The 17,915-nt window shown below is 55.5% G+C and carries 9 protein-coding genes and 1 pseudogene; 7 read left to right on the plus strand and 3 right to left on the minus strand.

Features of this window, described 5'->3' with window-relative positions; translation table 11 throughout:
• The 3 genes from BHW66_RS02030 to purN form a co-directional block, all read right to left on the minus strand.
• The coding region (locus tag BHW66_RS02030; RefSeq protein WP_286688844.1) for an autotransporter-associated beta strand repeat-containing protein at positions 1-8,154 on the minus strand (8,154 nt) is incomplete at its 3' end.
• 308 nt (positions 8,155-8,462) lie between these two features.
• The gene (locus BHW66_RS02035) at positions 8,463-9,296 is read right to left on the minus strand and encodes an FKBP-type peptidyl-prolyl cis-trans isomerase N-terminal domain-containing protein (RefSeq protein WP_180974253.1); all 834 of its coding nucleotides are present in this window, start codon (positions 9,294-9,296) and stop codon (positions 8,463-8,465) included.
• Between the two features lie 139 nt (positions 9,297-9,435).
• Positions 9,436-10,023 (minus strand): phosphoribosylglycinamide formyltransferase, encoded by a 588-nt coding sequence (purN, locus tag BHW66_RS02040; RefSeq protein ID WP_102738719.1) that lies wholly within the window; start codon positions 10,021-10,023, stop codon positions 9,436-9,438.
• Between the two features lie 81 nt (positions 10,024-10,104).
• On the opposite strand from purN, the gene BHW66_RS02045 reads away from it, so the two are divergent.
• The 7 genes and pseudogenes from BHW66_RS02045 to BHW66_RS02075 form a co-directional block, all read left to right on the plus strand.
• Positions 10,105-11,214: an aminopeptidase gene (locus tag BHW66_RS02045; protein ID WP_102734473.1), complete on the plus strand. Its 1,110-nt coding sequence runs from the start codon at positions 10,105-10,107 to the stop codon at positions 11,212-11,214.
• On the plus strand, positions 11,211-12,062 hold the full coding sequence (gene yaeI / locus BHW66_RS02050) for a phosphodiesterase YaeI (protein WP_102734472.1): 852 nt from the start codon (positions 11,211-11,213) through the stop codon (positions 12,060-12,062). The genes BHW66_RS02045 and yaeI overlap by 4 nt, the downstream gene beginning before the upstream one ends.
• A gap of 18 nt (positions 12,063-12,080) precedes the next feature.
• The gene (locus tag BHW66_RS02055; RefSeq protein WP_286688845.1) at positions 12,081-13,808 is read left to right on the plus strand and encodes a cation:proton antiporter; all 1,728 of its coding nucleotides are present in this window, start codon (positions 12,081-12,083) and stop codon (positions 13,806-13,808) included.
• 6 nt (positions 13,809-13,814) lie between these two features.
• Positions 13,815-14,486, plus strand: a complete 672-nt coding sequence (locus BHW66_RS02060; protein WP_046435355.1) for a TatD family hydrolase — start codon at positions 13,815-13,817, stop codon at positions 14,484-14,486.
• Positions 14,487-14,667: 181 nt separating this feature from the next.
• Positions 14,668-16,353: a hypothetical protein gene (locus BHW66_RS02065; RefSeq protein WP_046435353.1), complete on the plus strand. Its 1,686-nt coding sequence runs from the start codon at positions 14,668-14,670 to the stop codon at positions 16,351-16,353.
• Between the two features lie 20 nt (positions 16,354-16,373).
• Positions 16,374-17,420 carry a hypothetical protein gene (locus BHW66_RS02070; protein ID WP_022197638.1) on the plus strand — a complete coding sequence of 349 codons (1,047 nt, stop codon included), beginning with the start codon at positions 16,374-16,376 and terminating at the stop codon, positions 17,418-17,420.
• A 137-nt stretch (positions 17,421-17,557) separates the two neighbouring features.
• A pseudogene (locus BHW66_RS02075) lies at positions 17,558-17,915 on the plus strand (hypothetical protein); the annotation flags it as partial.

The raw sequence follows: 17,915 nt of genomic DNA on the forward strand, positions 1-17,915 counted from the left end.
GGTCCGGTTCCTGATCCAGCCCATCTGGTCGCGCAGGGCGTCCCTCTGTGCCGTCCCAAGCGCGTTGACCGTGCTCCCAGCCGCCGCCGCCATGGCGCGTTTCGCTTCCGAGAGGTCGGAAGACGTCAGGGCTCCTACGGCGTCATCCACCTTCTTGAGGATGGAATCCGCAGCAAGATCGCCGGGCAGGTTCCAGAGAAGTTCTGCTCCGGCCCTGGAATTAAACGTATCCGCAAGGCGGGCATATTTATTGTCCTTGGAAGCCGTGGCCATCAAAACAAGGTTGCCGTTTTCCATCACCAAGTACGCATCATTTTCAAATTTCTTGAAAGCGGAGGAGGAGGGATCCAGCAGGATAGCCAGCCTGTCGCTTCCTCCCAGATCAATGGTGCCATCCGCGTGCATGAGCGTATAACTGCCGTCTGCGTCCAGAGTCAGTTCATTTCCGCCAGTAGAACTGAGAGCTATTTCCGCGCCTTGGCTGATGCTGATATTTCCGGTCACGCTGATAATGGGGCCAGCGTAGTCCGTGTTGAAGGTAAGGTTCGTACTGGAACCGTCTCCCAGCGTCAAGCTGCTGAGGGTCAGCGCCGTATTGGCTCTCGGGTTGTCTACCGTCCCTCCCATCCGGATATTGAGAAGGCCCGTGCTGTTAACTGCCCAGCTGCTGCCGGCAGCGGTCATGACGTTTTCAAACGTCTGCCCGGCATTGCCGGAAATATTAAGCTGCCCGCGTCCCTCCAGCGTACCGCTGAAAACGGAACCACCGCCCGAATTACCGGTATTGACGGTCAAAACGCCTCCTGCGCTCTTCAGTGTTCCTTCTCCGCCGATTCCGGAAACGGTGCTGCCGGATGTCGAACCGAGGTCGAGCGTTCCCGTGGAATCGTCATCTTTTGCCAGATCAAGAAGAACACCGCCCTGAAGGGAGGCTGTTCCGGAAATTTCCAGCGTATCACGGAGGGTCAGCGTTCCGCTGCCCTGGATGGTGCTGGAGGAAAGACTACTGGCGCCGTTGACGGAAAGGGAGGCTCCGCTGCCGATGTTCAGGGCTGCACCTTCGCCGCTGTCCGTCAAATCACCCATGACGGTATTCCGGTTGATGTCCAGAACACCCCCTTCCTCTGCGCCGGCAAGTTCCACATGATTAAAGCTGTTCCCTTCACCGTTAAGAGCGAGAGAACCGCCTTCCACACGCAGGGTGTCCGTCACAAAAGAACCGTTGACTGTCAGCTTGCCCGTGTTTTGCTTGACGAAGGTGACTCCGTTTTCCCCGACGATGCTTCCGCCCATGATGGAATCCGCACCGGCGTAATCATCAGGAGCAGGCAATCCCGTTTCCAGACGTTCGTTGTTGAGGATGACAACAGCGTTGCCTCCGTCCGCACTGGTGTTTTCCACTTTCAGCGTGCTTCCCGTAGCGCCCAGCAGGTTGTTGATGACCGCGCCGTCCCCGTCGGAATCGCCGGGTGCGCCGGCCAACTGAACGGTAAACGTCTTGTCCTGGGAAATCACCACGCCGGAGTACATCCCCAGCGTGCCGTAGTTGGTGACGGTATCAGGATCGGAAGTAGAGGAATCATCCACCATATAAAGCCCGCTGACCTGCCCGCTGAGCACCAGGCTTCCTCCATCGGTGCCCGTCACGCGGATGCCGTAATTGGAAAGAATCTTGCTGAACTGGATATCGCCAAGGTTTTCGCATTCCAGCGTTCCGGTCGTCAGGGTGAGCCAGCTTTCCGCACCGGCTTCCTTATGGGCGACGAGCGTGTTCACAATAGCGTCAATGTCCAGATTGACTGTGGCGGGATTGTTGATGACAAGCCTACCGTCTCCCTGGTCAATGATGGCCGCCCCGGCCGCATCCTGGTTGATGTTATCCGCTCCCAAGGTAAGATTCAATGTTTCCGTGGCTCCCGCCCCCACCGTAATATCTCCGGAAACGTTGGCAAGCCTGCCTCCGGCAGCCAGCGTAATGCCCTTGAGCATGCTGCCGTCAGTCCCCCCCAAATTGACAGAAGCTGCTGAGTCCACGACAATGGCTGCCGTGGCGCCTTCCGCCCGCGTCATGGCGGAGGTCAGCGCGCCATTGACGATTTTCAGCGTTCCCGCTCCATTCAGCACGGTTCCGGCCCACTGGCCGGCCTTGTCTTCCGTGCCAAGCTGGACTACGGCTCCGGCATTTGTAATGCCGAGCGCTCCCGTAGCGGTATTGGCCTGATCCAGAATCAGAGTGCCCGTGCCTGCGTGCGTCAGGCTGGAGTTGCCCTGCACCAGAGCGTTCAACACCAGTTCCGTATTGTTGTAGTTGACGTTGTATTGTGCGGCCAGCCCGGTATCCGTGGACCCCGTGTTACCTCCCAGAATAGCGCCGTCTCCAAAAACGGAATTCCCTTCACCCGTGGCGCAAACCCCGCCGGAACCGAAGTTCCAGGCCTGGCGATTGTTGTTGGAGGAAGTCTCATTGGTGGACAGGGTCCCCGAGAAGTCCTTGAGGGATCCCGTGAGGACATTGTTCATCCGAACGTTCGCAGCCATGGCCCACGTACCCGAACCGGAAAGGTTTCCGGAGAAAGTGTATGTGGCGCCGGAGGAGCCGTTCTGCATCGCACCGTGGGTTGCGCCGATTTCAAAATTGGCCGCCGTCGTACCCGCGGAAAAATGGAAGCCCTTGCCGTCGATGAAAACGGTACCGCCTCCCAGCGTATTTCCTGCCCCAAAGGCTACCCAGTTGGCATTGGTATTCATATTCACCCCGTTGCCGACCAGTTCCAGGCGGCCAGTGAAGTTGGTATTGCCCGTATTGGAGATATTGACCAGTCCCGCAGTATCCGCAGTCCCGATAGTGACGGTGCCCGCCCCATTGAGCTGGGCATGCAGGTTGACGGTTCCGCCGGAAAGAGCAAGGGAAGCGCCTTCACTGACGCGGACAATAGTAGCATTGTTCGGATTTACGCCGATGGTCGCGCCGCCCGTGAAAGCGAGCGTGCCCTCTTCCACAGTAAGGTGGGCCAGGGTATTTCCTGCATATCCAAGGGCCAGAGTGCCCGCTCCCGTTTTGGTCAGGGTAGTGCCTGCCCCCATGACGTCGGCTGTCAGTCCGGCCCAGGAAACGGTATCCCCCGCGCCAAGCACGGAAACGTTCAGGGAACCTCCGTCTCCCACGTTGACACAACTGGAAATGTCATCACCTGTCGCATCCGCACCGGCGGCGGAATCCGCATAGGCCAGCGTCCCTCCGTTGAATGTAATATCCCCTTCCGTTCCCAGCGCTCCGTCAGTTCCAATGGTAAGAATGCCGCCATTGAGTATCGTTCCTCCGGTATAGGTGTTGGCCAGGTTTAAGGCAACCTCGGCCGTACCGTTCACGGTAAGCGTGGTGGGAGCTGTGGAATCCGCGATAGAACCCGCGTTGTCAGGATCGCTGACCAGCGTGTAAGAGCCGCTGTTGAAAACGACGCTCTTGGGAGTTACAGTACCGGAAACCTTGACTTCACCCGCTTCCGAGGAAGAGAAGTAAATTTCCTGATTATCCAGCGTATCCACTCCCGCCTGCCTCGTCGTCCAGCCGTCAACGCTGGTGTTGATCCACTTCCGGTCCGTTCCTCCGTCCCATACAAAACCGTTGTCTCCGCTGACGTCTGCAACCTTCAGCACAAGCTGGTTGTTTTCCACCACCACGGAATATTCGAATCCTTCCCTGGTGATGTCGGGCGTCCATGTGAAGGAATCCGTCGTCAGGCTTCCGGCCGCAGCCCACTGGGCCAGGACATAATTAGACGCCTCCAATTCTCCATAATTGTTAATCGTCAGCGCACAGGATGAATCCGCAAGAGCCAGGGTCCCGGCCGTGATATTGATGACAGGCTCATTCGCCGCCACGCCCGTCATGTCAAAGGTGAGGGCCGCGCCGCTATTCAGCGTCAGGGCGGAAGCCGTCGTCATCCTGGCCCCCGCACCCATGGAAATGCTGCCCAGGGTCATGGCGTTCGTATTTGTAAACGCCAGCGTTCCTGCCTGGACATTAGTCAGTCCCGTATAAGTATTCTGCCCGGAAAGGGTCAAGGTTCCGGAGCCGGTTTTCGTCAGGCCGCCCGCTCCGGAAAGAACGCCTCCGAGGGTGATGCCGGTGGAAGCCTGGTCATGGTAAGACTTGGTGTCCGCATCATACTGGCGGGTATCAACCGTCACATTTCCAGTAAGGGTCATGTTATAGGCGGAAGACCAGCCTTCCGCCGCCGTCGTGCCCAGCGTCCCGGAATTCATGTTCAGGGCAATCGTATTGGTATTTCCGGACGCCGTCATACCGCCTGAACCGAGGAGCAGGGAACCGCCATTCAGATTAATGGTGGCGCCCTTGGCGCTTACTCCGTCCCAGTTCTGTCCCAAATCCAGTGTCCGGGCCAGCACCATGCCGCCTGAACCAATATTCATGACGCCTCTCCCGTCACGGGCAATCCTCAAGGTGCCGGTAATATTCATCACGGCATCCCCGCTGATATTGAGCGTAGTCGTTCCATTGTACTCGTAGCGGCCGATAAAGCTCCCCGCCGTCACGGAAGCGCCGGAACCCAGCGTCCAGGCGCATGCCGTGCCGTTGGTTGCCAACACCCTGTATTCTCCTGTAATATCAACATTTCCATTAAGGACATTCGTTCCTACTGCGGAGATCAGCGTGCCGGCCCCAGTAATCGTATTTCCATAGGTTCCGGCGGAAAGAGTCAGCGTGGTATTGGCTCCCAGCTCATATCTGACTCCAGTCAGGGCGGCCGTTGTCGTTCCGGAGGCGTTCTCGCTCAATTTCAGCGTGCCAGAGGAATTGGAGTTCAAACGTGTTCCCAGTCCGTTCCACGTGCCCGTGGTCAGTTCCAGAACGGAATCCCCCTGCAACAGGACCGTGCTGGAGCCCAGCGCGCCGGCATTGCCGACAACGAGTTTACTGCCATCGCCAAGAACGGTATCCCCGGTATAGGAATTGGCGTTGTTCATGGTCAGGGAAGCTCCGTCCAGCAGGTTCAGCGTCGTATCTCCGGTAATGGAGCCGTCACCCGTAAAAATGAAATCCGTACCGGAAACGTTGATTCTGCCTGGAGCGACATTCCCCGCAATCGTCACATTTTTATCCACTCCATCGCCATTGGAGAAATATACCGTTTCCCCATCGGCATAAGCTGACGGAGTTCCGTCAAGGCTCCAGGAGGTATTCGAGCTTTCCGTATTCCAGGTGCCGCTCTTCCATCTCAACAAACCTTCCTTGTCGCTCAAATTGACGTAAAGAGTGCCGTTGCTGACGGAAAACGTTCCATTGTACAGCTCCGCAACGGCTCCGCCCAAAGTAAAGAAAGAACTTTCCGTCAACCCCGCTCCGGAAAGCAATGCGTAACTAATCCCCGTTTCCAGAGAAGACACCCCCAGCCGTACTTCCGTAGCCTCACTGCCGCTGATGGAATTGACGGTCAGAGCCGCCGTTTCCGAATCAAGAGAACTGAAGCTCAAAGCGCCTCCGTTCAACGTCAACCCGGCGGATAAAGTAGCTGTTCCTCCGGCAATTCCCGTGGATCCCAGCGTAGCCCCGGCATTCAGCACATACCCGTCCGCGGACGTAACGTTCACGGTAAGGCCGCCTCCGATCAGCAAGGAACCCTGCCCGATAACGCTGGAATCCTTCACCGTCAAACCGCCTTCCCTCAATTCCACCGTTCCGGTAAAGCCGGGAACGGCTGCCGTTTCTCCTTCGGCAGGAACCGGGGCCTGGGCCGTTCCGTTAAGAACCAGAACCCCATCGCCAACCTTCACCAGACTGCCGTTTCCCGTCAGCCCGTTGGAGAAGGTAACAGTACGCCCCGTGACATGGTCATTGGCATCCAGCGTATCGAGGATAGTCCCGTTCACCGTGCCCAGAAGTTCTACATAAGAAGGCGTGAAATTCGGATTATAGCCTATACTCCAGTTGGACAGGGCTCCCAGAGTGCCTTCCCCCAGTTTGATAACGGCTGCCCCCGCCACATCGGTGATGCCCGAAGAGCCTATGTTCACCCTGGCATCCCCGGATGTCGCGCCACCCAACAGGAAACTGCCCCGGAATGAACCGTTTCCGGAAGCCCAGAAACTCATTCCCAGCAAATCCGCCGTTCCGGAAGAGGCATTGAACGTGCCCGTGCCATCCCAGGACAGGCGCATCGAAGTTGACAATGCAGTCAGGGAACCGCCCCTCAAATTAAGTTCCCCTGAATAAGCCCAGTGAGCCAGCAGGAAGCTGGCGCTTGTGCTATGGGTATCATTGCTGCCGGAGACAGTCAGTGAGGAACCCTGGTTCACATTAAGCACTCCATGCCCCAGCTCGGCAAGCCGGACCTGGCCTGCCGTAGTCACATTGCCGGAATCAAGATCAAGGGCCCCATAAAGGGAATTGTCGTATCCGCCGCCGGCCCCAACCCACAGCTTGTTGACCGCCAATTCATTACCAGCCATATGAATCCTGCCGTAATAATGGGCGACCTTGAACGATTCCGCCTGGATGTCTCCCGTAAACGTCATGGAAGAGCCGGTCTGGGAGCTGGTTACGATATTGCCGGCGTACGAGATATTGCCGGCCACGGTCGGATTGCTGGATCCGTTAAAGGTCAGCGTATCTCCATTCGAGACACTCTCGCCGCCCTTCAGGTTCCAAAGATACGTGTTGCTGTCGGAAACATTCTGCGCATAGACATTCAGGCTGCCCTCCGCGATTACTGTTTGCCCCGCTCCAATGGATGTCCCCGCATCGGAATTGAACACCATGGTAGACCCCGCCATCATATGCAGGCTGGCTCCGCCAAGCATCCATGTCCCTGACTGGGCAGAAGCTCTCAGCCTCAAGGCACCATCAACGTAAAGATTCTGAAGAGCCGAGTCCTCCAGCAAATTGACGCTTCCCGCAGAAGAAGCATCCGTTTTCATATAAACCGTGAGGGAAGAATTTTCCCCACCCGTCACCAGACTTTCAAATCCGGAAAAACGGTGATCCCCATCACCCAACGTCAGGGACGAGCCGTTGCTTAAAACCGTTTCCCGGGCGGAAAGAGAGGCTCCTTCTCCGGGAAGGAGCGTATAATCCGCCTCAAACGTCATGGAGGAAACATTGATTCCTCCGGAAAAATTGACTGTTTTGGAACCTTCCGCCGCCGTGAAAATAACGGCATCCTCATTCAGGAAGGAAGTATCCGTTTTGTTTCCGTCACCCTGCTTGTACCAGCCCGTTCCCGTATTGCTCCATGTGCCGTTGGAATTCCAGACCAGCGTCTCTGCATTATACCCTTCCCCCTTGTACTGCACGGACATGCCGGAACCGTTGGAAACAAGCAGGAAATTGTCCGCTCCCAGCTGACCGGCGGAATCGGCTCTCGTCAATGCCTCATAAGAGTCATCCCCGGTTTGCTTCTCAATACGCAGGGAATCCAGGGATGCCCCTAAATCGGCCCCTGTAGACATGAAATAGCGTGTGATCAGGGCATCGTCAACCATCTCGCGATTGGTGACTGAAAGCTCTTCCATAGCGCTTGCAACCACTACCTCCACATTCCAGGTTTTGGAGTTCTTGGTAATGGTGGTGGTGTTTGACAGGTTGACCATTCCGTCAAGCCCGATGTGCCAGTAATGATTGCCGGCACCGGAGCCATGGTCAAAATTGAGGTTCCCCCCCGGAGTCGTCATGTTCAGAGCGCCGTCCACATAAATATTGGCATGGCCTTCCGCTTCCGTATTCTTGATCTGGTTGCTGAAGGAGGTGGTAAGGGTAGAACCCTTCTCCACGTAAACATTGCCGCCCCATTGTCCCAGCCCCGCGGATACACTGCCGTTCCCCGTTACGGAAATACCGCCGCCGTCCGAGGTATTGGGAGGGTTCCCCGTCACCGTCACCTCAACGCCGTTAAAAATCAAGTGCGGCCCCTTATTGTCCACGCGGGAGGGAGCTGCATCTCCCTCCCAATTGTCTGCCGTTCCTACGGCGTCGCCTTCCCCATCCCCCGTCCATGTAAAATCAGGACCGCCAAAATCGGGAATCTGCCAGAAATCCGCCGAGGTTGCGGCATGGGAATAAGAGTAAATGCCGGAGAAGGAAACCAGGGAAGCGAGAAGGGCGGAACGCAAAGACGGAGGAAGATGAAGTCTCATATTGATCAAAGATATTGTGGCCAGTAATACCCGGATTTATAATCCTGCTTCTTTCCTTAATCCATGTATATTGCTTGTAATGAAAGAATGATGATTTTGTTCTTCTGGATATGGAGGTAGATATGTTGGACAGGCGGATGATATTTGTTTCCCATTATTTGTTTAATGTGAGCTTTTTTCGAAAATTGGCTTGCCAACGGATTATAAATTCCCCGTCTGCCCATTCGCGTTCCTGATGAAAGAGGTACAGACAAAAACAAAAAGGCCGTTCCCTCCCGGGAACGGCCCTGGCTTGAACTATTTTTTCCTTACTGCTGCTGGGCGCCGCTTTGTTTAAGCATCTCCTGAAGCTGTTCAGGAGAAATGCTCATGGGGCCGCCCTGGGGGGCAGGAGCTTCCGAAATGCCGTCCAGTTCCAGATCAAAGATGAGCGGTGAATTGGGTTCAATCGGAGCGCCGGGAGTGTTTTCCCCGTAAGCCAGCTCGGAAGGAATGTAAACAATCCATTTGGAGCCGACGGGCATCGTCGTCAGCGCTTCGGCAAAGCCGGGGATGACCTGAAGGGGAAGTTCCACGGATTTGCCTTTGGTGTCGTCAAACACGGTGCCGTCCAGCAGCGTGCCCTTGTACTTCACCTTGAACATGGGGTTCTTGAACTTCTTTTCATCAAATTTTTCTTCGCCGCCCTTGTTCACAATCTTGTACTGGAGGCCGGACTTCGTTGTAGTGACGCCTTCCTTTTTGCCGTTTTCCTCCATGAACTTCTTGCTGGCCTCCAAATTGGCCTTGGCCTTGGCGGAAATGCGTTCATCTATCTGCTTCTGGAACGCATCCAGGGCGGGCTTCAGCTGTTCCTGGTCCTTGGCGGGCTTGCGGACCATACCGTCCTTGATGCCCTGCAGGAAGGATTCCTGATCCAGGTCGTCAAAGGTCAGGGTGGGAATGGAACCGAGCTGCTGGCCGCTCTGGAAACCCAGAAAATAGCCCAGGTCCTTTTTCATCTGTTCGGGAGACACAGTAATTTCTTTCTCTTGTTTGGGTTGGTCGGCCGCCGGAACTTCGGCAGCCTTTTCTTGCGCGCCCGCCGCACCCGCCAAAAGGGCGGAAACGGCAAACAGGGCGATGGAAGGGTTCATCTTCATGGTATTTTTATCCTTTCTTTGAAAAAGAGGACTCCTTTTTAACGGATTCCGTTCACAGCACAAGACAAGAGAATTCGTCATCCTGTCATCCTCTCCCGGCAGAAGGCCGGATTGCTTTCCGGCCAGAAGGAGAATCAGGTCATGCCAGCGTTTCCAGAACGCGGGCGATCATGGCGGGATAAAGGGTATGCTCCTGCTCCTGAATGCGGGCGTGAAGGCTTTCCGGCGTATCCCCCGGCAGCACGGGCACGCGGGCCTGGCCCAGGATGGGGCCGGTATCCATTCCGTCATCCACATAATGAACGGTGCAGCCGCTCTCCGCAGCTTCGGCGTTCACGGCCTGCTCCCAGGCATGAAGCCCCGGAAAAGCAGGAAGAAGGGAAGGATGGATGTTCAGGATACGGGAAGGAAATTCCTTCAGCAGCGGATGTTTCACCAGTCGCATGAATCCGGCCAGGCAAACGCAATCCACGCCGTATTCCTTCAGGCGCGCGGCAACGGAGGCCTGGGACGCCTCCGGGAATTTGGTTTTAAACCCTCCGCAATCGATCACCTCCGCCGGGATGCCCCAGGAGCGGGCGCGTTCCAGAATGAAGGCGTCCGGATTGTCAGACATCACCACGGCGATTTCCGCCCGGAGGGAACCGGACTGGATGGCATCGTAAATGGACTGGCAATTGGAACCGGAACCGGAACCGAGTATTCCTAACTTGGGCAATCTGGACATCCGGGGGATGAAACCACAGTTTTTTGCCCGTGGCAAGTCTCCGGCTTGACAAAAAGGCTGCCGTATTTGCCTAATAAAGACATGAGAGACCCCCGTTTTCAGGCCCTGGCCGCCCAGCTTGCAGGGTATTCCACCTCCCTGCGCCCCGGAGACAGGGTTCTGCTGGAACTGACGGATATTCCGGAAGAAATGGGAATAGCCCTCATCCGGGAGGTGAGGAAGGCGGGAGCCATGCCCTTTCTGCGCCTGAACCAGTCCCGCCTGAACAGGGAAATGCTCTCAGGAGCCACAGAAGAACAATATGGTATCATCGGCCGCCACCGCCTGGCGGAAATGGAGGACATGGACGCCTACATTGAAATCCGCGGCGGAGGAAACGCCTTTGAACTGTCCTCCGTTCCGCAGGAAAACATGGCCGCCGCCATGAAAGCCCTGAATCCCGTCTCCCAGCGGCGTATCCGCCATACGCGCTGGTGCGGGCTGCGCTGGCCGTCCGGGGGCATGGCCCAGCAAGCTGCCATGAGCACGGAAGAATTTGAAGACTTCTATTTCCATACCTGCCTGATGGATTACGCCGCCCTGCGTCCCGCCATGCGGAAGCTGGCCGCCATGATGGAAAAGGCTGAATATGTGAAAATTACCGGACCGGGAACGGACATTTCCTTTTCCATCAAGGGGCTGCCTGCCATCCCGTGCGCGGGGGAATGCAATCTGCCCGACGGAGAAGTGTTCACCGCCCCCGTCATCGACAGCGCCAACGGCCACATTTCCTTCAATACGCCCAGCCTGTTCCAGGGCATCCCCTTTGACAACATCCGCCTGACGCTGAAAAACGGACTGGTCGTGCATGCGGAAGCGGGAGATAAAACAGGGGAGCTCAACGCCATTCTTGACACAGACCCCGGCGCGCGGAGGCTGGGGGAATTCGCCTTCGGCGTCAATCCGGCCATCACACGCCCCATGCGCAACATCCTGTTTGACGAAAAAATTTCCGGCTCTTTCCACTTGACGCCGGGGCAGGCCTACCACGTGGCGGACAACGGCAACCAGTCCCGCATCCACTGGGACATGGTATGCATCCAGACGAAAGCGGCCGGGGGCGGAGATATTTACCTGGACGGTAAGCTGGTGCGCCGCAACGGATTATTCACCCTGCCGGAACTGGCCATTCTCAACCCCTCCCTATCATGACCACCCACCCTTTCTCCAAAAAGCGTTCCCAGCTCCGCAAGCTCCTGTATGCGGCCGCGGCTGTCATTCTGCTGGGGTCCCTGCTGGCCTCCTATATGCACTGGGAAGCCAATCATCTGGAATTTAATGAAAACACGGCCCCTGCCGGATGTGTACCCGGCCTTTCCGGCCTTCGTATCCTGGTATTGTCGGATATCCACACCAATCTGCCCCTGCTGGAAAAAGCGGCAACAATGGCGGAACAGGCCAGACCGGACATGATCGTGTTTCTGGGAGATCTGTACACGGATTTTCTGCGGGTCACTCATGCAGGCGACTACATCGCCCAGATGAAACGCCTCTCCTCCGTCGCCCCGGCCTACGCATGTCTGGGCAACCATGACATGGCCCTTGCGGACAATGTGGAACGCGTCCTGAAGGAAGGGGGCTTCACGCTGCTCAGGAATTCCGCCGCCTTCGTCTCCATCCCCAGGCTGGGAAACGTGGAATTCAAACTGGTGGGGCTGGGAGACCTGCGGGAGGGTGACTTTTTCCCGGACCGGTGCATGAGCCCGCGCGAATTGGAGGAAAACTCGCCCATGCCGACCATCGTCCTGAGCCACAACCCCAAAGGAAGGGAATTGCTGGGAAATTACCGCTGGGACCTGATGCTCTCCGGCCATACGCATGGAGGCCAAATCAAACTGCCTTTCTTTTCCACCCCGCTATTGGCGTCGGAAGGGGAAACCATGCACTCCGGGTTCCATCCTTATGAGGACAAGCAGGTATTCGTCACCCGCGGCATAGGCTATATAGGGCCGGGCCGCTTCAACTGCCCGCCGGAAATCAACCTCATTACCATTCCCTAACTTCCCGACCTGACCGCCATGGTTCTCTCTCTGCTGGCCTCCGGAGGCCCTAATGACGCGCCTCCATTCTTCATTCTGCTTACTGTCGTCTTCATGGGCATCATCGCGATTGCCCTCATTCTGGCCCACTTCCGGCAGTCCCTGCTGGCGGGCTACTTCATCTGCGGGGTAATTCTGGCCAACTGCGGCATTCTGGACCACATCCCCAATTCCGACGTCAGCATCCAGGCTCTTTCCGAGGTAGGAATTATCCTGCTCATGTTCACGCTGGGGCTTGAATTTTCCGTCGATGAACTCAAGCACCTGCGGAAAACCGCTCTGGTCGGTGGAGGCATTCAGATGTTCATCTGTACCGCAGCTTTCGGCCTGGGGCTTCATTACGCCACAGGCATGGACATGAGCCACTCCCTGACGGTCGGGGCCATTATGGGACTATCCTCCACGGCGGTGGCGCTGAAATCCTTCCAGGAATTCGGCCTGAGCGGAACCTCCGGGGCAAAAATGGCGGTGGGAATTGCCCTGTTCCAGGACATCGCCGCCATCATGCTGGTGGCAATCATGCCGCAGATCTTCACCGCCACGCCCGACTCATGGGAAACAGCGCTCAACATTGGCATGGCCGTACTGCGGGGGCTTGTCTTTCTGGGAGCCGCCTGGCTGATCGGCCGCTACCTGCTTCCGCGCATCATGCTGGCCGTCGCCCGGACCAAAAGCCGGGAACTCTTCACCCTGATGGTGTTCGCCATCTGCTCGGGAATTGCCATGCTCGCCAGTCTGCTGGGCCTGAGCATCGCCCTGGGCGCTTTCACCGCCGGCCTCTTCGTCAGCAGCTCCTACTACAGCCACCGGGTTCTTAGCGAAGTGCTCCCCTTCAAGGACCTTTTCCTGACCATCTTCTTCGTTTCCGCCGGGCTGTTGATTGACATTGATGGACTATGGGAACACATCGGCCAGGTGGCGACCTTCGCCTCCTTTGTCCTCGCGATCAAATTCGTAGCCTGCCTTACAGCCGCAAGCTTCCTGAAAATTCCCGGGCGCATGGGCATCATGGCCTCCACCGCACTCACCAATGTGGGGGAATTTTCCCTGGTGCTCATCCCTTTCATGCAGGAAATATCCCCCATCCCGGCGCTGGTGACCACCAACGTTTACGCCATTGCCGCCGTCTCCATGGGCATGACTCCGCTGCTGATGAAGGCGGCACGGAAACTCACCCCGCTGCTGGTGCGCATTCCCGGGTTGAAAACAAAACGGGAACGCCTCAACGTGGAAACCCTGATCACACGCATGGAAGGCATCAGGGACCATGCCATCATTTGCGGCTACGGCCCCGTAGGCAGGAGGCTTCATGAAAGCCTGTCCCAGTACGGCATCCCCTACATCATTATCGACCTGAATGCGGACACCGTCAAATCCCTGCTCAACGGCGGCCATCTGGCCTTTCTGGGAGACATCCAGCACCAAATCACCATGGACCTGGCGGGCGTCCGTACCGCGCGGCTGATTGCCTTTACATTCCCGGACCCTTCCCCGGCCCTATCCACCTACATGCAGATCAAGGGCGCCAATGCGGACATCACGGTGATCGCCCGCGCCAAATTCCGTTCGGAAGTGGCTTCCCTGCATCACGCGGGCATCGCCAACGTCATCCATGATGAAATGGAAACGGGCGCCGCCGCCGTGCGCCTGGCAAAGCAGAGTTTTGATATTATTGAACCGTCGGACGCGCCATCTCTGTCCCATTAAGCAACGATGAATCTGCCGGACGCCCACACCCATTCCTCTACAGCCGCTTCCGGCACGGCGCCGCGGTTCATCTGCGGCACCTCCCCGGCGGACTGGAAACAGGTGGCCCTTCTGGCGGAACGGGATGAACATGTTACCCCCTTTTTCGGCATTCATCCCTGGTTCCTGAACCCGGCTGAATGGAAAGAGGAAATGCCCAGGCTGGAATCCCTTCTGCAAAAAATCCCCCATGCGGGCGTTGGGGAAACGGGGCTGGACAAATGCCGGCGCGGCATCCCGGGGCTGCCTCTCCAGAAGGAAGCGCTGGAACGGCATCTGGAACTGGCCGTGCGTCTGGACCGCCCCGCTTCCCTGCACTGCTGCCGCGCATGGGGCACGCTGGCGGAAATGCTGAAAAAATATCCCCGTTTGAACATTGTCCTGCACGGCTGGACGGGGACATTGCATCCCGGCACGGAATTTCCTTCGGGAAACTGGCTTCTTTCCGTAGGGCTGCGGGAAATGGAACGTCCGGGACTCCTTGCCTCCATACCGCTCCATCGGCTGGCGCTGGAATCGGACGGGCATCCGGAAACCCTTCCGGAACTTTACCGACGCGCGGCGCAGGAACTGGGCATGACCGTCAACAACCTGGTTGACCTGGTCCAAAGCAATATGGAAAACCTGATCCGCCCTTGACGCCTCCATTCAACGGGCGGACATGGTTTCGCGGCGCCTTTTCATTCACTGGGTTTCTATTTCCATTGACTCTTCGTTCAATCATTTTCCCAGAAAACAAAAACATTTCCGTTGACAATTCATCATCTTTTTGCCATATGATGGATTATATTAGGTATGGATACAATTCCGCCCATCTCCCATGAATCATCTCTTCCGAATCCTCCTTTTAGGAGCGCTCCCCCTGGCAGCCTTTCCCGTTATCCAGGCGTCAGCGCAGGAACCGGATATCCAGACACTACTTTCAGCCGAACGTTCCTCGTTCATCTCCGGAAAAGCCCGGGATATTCTGTGCAGGAAACTGGGAACCGCAAACCTTGACACGGATAAAATCCGGGCCATGGCGCACGCCCCGCAAGTCGCCCTGTTATGCCACCTGTACCAATTTTTCAGCACCGCGGAAAACGGAGAACCGTTCACGCAGCATGAACTCAAGGACGAGTCATTCAGGAAATGGCTCTCCACCCACCCGGAAGTCTTCAGAATGCTTGCCCTATCCGGGGCAGCCGGCAAACAAACCCTATCCATATTTTACCGCATCTGGAACGCGAACAATAAAACGCTCCGCCCCGTTGAAACCAGCATGGCTCTGGGGGCAGGGCTTGCCTCAAATGTCATCCCTCCTGAAGAATGCCTGTCCAAATTCAATTTTTACCGGGAATCCTACTTCCAATCCGCATGCCATCCCCAGGCGGACACGATGCAGCCGTGGGAATGGGCCATCGTTTTCCGTGGCAGAGAGAGCCTGGAAGACCTGTCCTGGGCCCAGCAGTTCATAGAGAAAAAACAGATCCCTCCCGAACAGGCTGGAAATAAATTCATGGGGTTCATCCCCTATCGCAGGAAAAACCTTCAGGGAGTCAGCGTTCATGCCGGAGCCGCTTTTTACGACCACAAACCGGTCACATTAAAGCTTTATACGGAATACGGAGGCGTGTGCGGAGCCGTCTCCAAAGGAGCGGCAGGCTTTCTGAGAGCCAAAGGCGTCCCCGCGTGGGCCATCGGACAGCCGGGACACTGCGCCTTTATCTGGAAACACCCCGGCGGACACTGGAAAATCGGCAACAACATCAGCGGATGGAACTGGTCAACGGGAAAAAGCCAGATACCCTGGAACGGCCCCGTCCAGCTCATCCCGGCTTACAATGCCTTCATTCATCACGGTCTGGCGGAAGAATCCTTCCTGATGACGGTTTTATCTGACTGCTCTCCGCGTCCCGTCCAACGGGAATTGCTGCTGAAAGAAGCCTGCAAGATGAACCCATTTAATTATCCGGCATGGAGTCGTTACCTGAGCATGAAGGCCAAAGGAATCAATGACCGGCAAAAACTCACCCTGCTTAAAGAACTGGCGCAGGCCATGCCCCATGAACACAACCTCCTCCATCATGCAGCGGTAAACATACTCAAAATACGGGAAAGCAAGGTCAATCCCTATGAACTGTACGCCTGTTTCCTGGACCCTGACTGTTCTCCCGCGGCGGAGGAACTTTTCACGAGGCTGTGCTGGAACAAACTCGTGGCGGATTGCCCTGAAATCGGCAAGATAATCAAATACAGGGAGGGATTCATCGGGAAGCATCTTTCCGTCTGGGCCAGGAAAGGGAACAATGCCTCATGGACGCCTAAAATGAAAAGATACTCCGCCGGCATGATGGAAGGCGCCATCACGGCATTGGAAAAAAGAGAACAGACCCGCACATACTATGTGGCAACCTACCGCCGTCTGCTGGAAATATGGAATGACAAAAAATTAAAGCATCAAGGGGAAATATTGATCAACAAAATCAGCGGCAATAAAGTCTCGCCCCTGCGGCAGAACCGGTAACCAGCACAGAGAATTTTAACATGAACGCGAACGCCATCATCCGGGCATCCGCCCCATTCTTCCAAAAATACGTCTTATCCCCGGGAATGCCGGCAAAACGCCATCTCGCCATGATGCTGCTGGGCCTCTGCTTCACAGCGCCTTTACTGGCAAATGAGGTATTGCGCATCGAATCGCAGGCAGCAGAGTACTCTGCCCAAATTTATATTCAAGAAGAAGAAAAAGGCTCCGTACCTGAAAAAGAGAAAGAGAACGATCAAAAAAGAAAGAAATTGGGCATAGGTGAAACAGTTTTTCTAATATTGGTTTCAGACAAGCCCCAGCTCATTGGAGACCCATCCCAGATCGAATGGACAATTGAAGAAGGAGAAAATCTGGCTTCTTTTCAAAATAAAAGTAACTCTGTCATTCAAACATTGATTATTAGAAACGATCTCTCCCAAGGAGGCGACATTACCGTTAAAGCAGTCACGGAAGAAGGAAGAGAAGCGAAAATCACGTTATCAGCCATTGTTCCCGAAGGGATCAGCGCAAAACATTTACGGAAATCATATGACAGAAATCATCCGGATTTTAATAAAAGAGGAGTCATTTATTTTGATCTGCCAAAGGATGGTGATCAAGAAATGGCAGGGGCATCAGCTGTCCTGGAATTAACGTTCCTCCCTACAAGCGTGAATTTTCGAAATGTCCATATTATTGAACGGGATAAGGGCTGCGTTCCCGCCCCGGCTGAAGGCAGCCTGGCAGCCCCACATGATCCCAATCCTGCACCAGTACGCCTTGACAACAAAAACAGGCTATCTGACAATATTGGAAGCAAAAAACTCATTTCGGAATTAAGATTTTACGACTTGCCGCAAACTTATAAATGGATTTGCGACTGGAACATCAATGTCGACGGGAAAGATGTAAAAACCATCCAGACTGTTGAACAGCATTTTTTTTACGACTGGATTGACGTCGTCAACGAAATAGCTACGACGACGGTTTCCAAATTCAACTGTTCCGTCAGCAGGTCCACAGAAAAAAATAATAAGCACTTATTTATCAACCAGTCAAAATAAATAAACCTAAAAAAATGATGAAATATTTTATTTACGCGATTGCCGTCATACATCTTGGCTGTTCAACTTCCCTGGGGGAAGAAACCGGATTTGATCGCCAACTCCCGGCTCCTGATTCCATCCATATTCGCGGGCAAATGGGAGAAAAATCAAAAAAATTAAAAGAATTTTTAAAATCAGGAAATTTTAAACAATTCTATGGATGCTCAAACACAGTTCTGTCAGAATTGAACGCCATGCGGCGCCATGGAACGATGACGCGGGAAGAGGCCTGCGACATGCTCTGGAGCCTTTATCTGATCAGCGGGGCCCCCATGTATGAAGCTCCGGATTACGACAGCGTTCAGCCATGGCTTTATAAAGACGAGCGGGACAACGACATTGCCGCCAAATCAGGAGTCATTTCCGCGCTCTCCATCATGGATACGAAACAGATGTCGCGCAACCTGGGCATCCACGAACAACGGCTGAAACATCTCCATGCCGCTTACGCCG

This window comes from Akkermansia sp. 54_46 (assembly GCF_001917295.1).
Lineage (GTDB): Bacteria > Verrucomicrobiota > Verrucomicrobiia > Verrucomicrobiales > Akkermansiaceae > Akkermansia > Akkermansia muciniphila.

What these genes read in the sequence shown, in the direction of transcription:
- purN (WP_102738719.1), bottom strand. Translation starts at nt 10,023, where the DNA reads ATGTCCAGATTGCCCAAGTTAGGAATACTCGGTTCCGGTTCCGGTTCC.
- BHW66_RS02065 (WP_046435353.1), top strand. Translation starts at nt 14,668, where the DNA reads ATGAATCATCTCTTCCGAATCCTCCTTTTAGGAGCGCTCCCCCTGGCA.
- BHW66_RS02060 (WP_046435355.1), top strand. Translation starts at nt 13,815, where the DNA reads ATGAATCTGCCGGACGCCCACACCCATTCCTCTACAGCCGCTTCCGGC.
- BHW66_RS02045 (WP_102734473.1), top strand. Translation starts at nt 10,105, where the DNA reads ATGAGAGACCCCCGTTTTCAGGCCCTGGCCGCCCAGCTTGCAGGGTAT.
- yaeI (WP_102734472.1), top strand. Translation starts at nt 11,211, where the DNA reads ATGACCACCCACCCTTTCTCCAAAAAGCGTTCCCAGCTCCGCAAGCTC.
- BHW66_RS02055 (WP_286688845.1), top strand. Translation starts at nt 12,081, where the DNA reads ATGGTTCTCTCTCTGCTGGCCTCCGGAGGCCCTAATGACGCGCCTCCA.
- BHW66_RS02035 (WP_180974253.1), bottom strand. Translation starts at nt 9,296, where the DNA reads ATGAAGATGAACCCTTCCATCGCCCTGTTTGCCGTTTCCGCCCTTTTG.
- BHW66_RS02070 (WP_022197638.1), top strand. Translation starts at nt 16,374, where the DNA reads ATGAACGCGAACGCCATCATCCGGGCATCCGCCCCATTCTTCCAAAAA.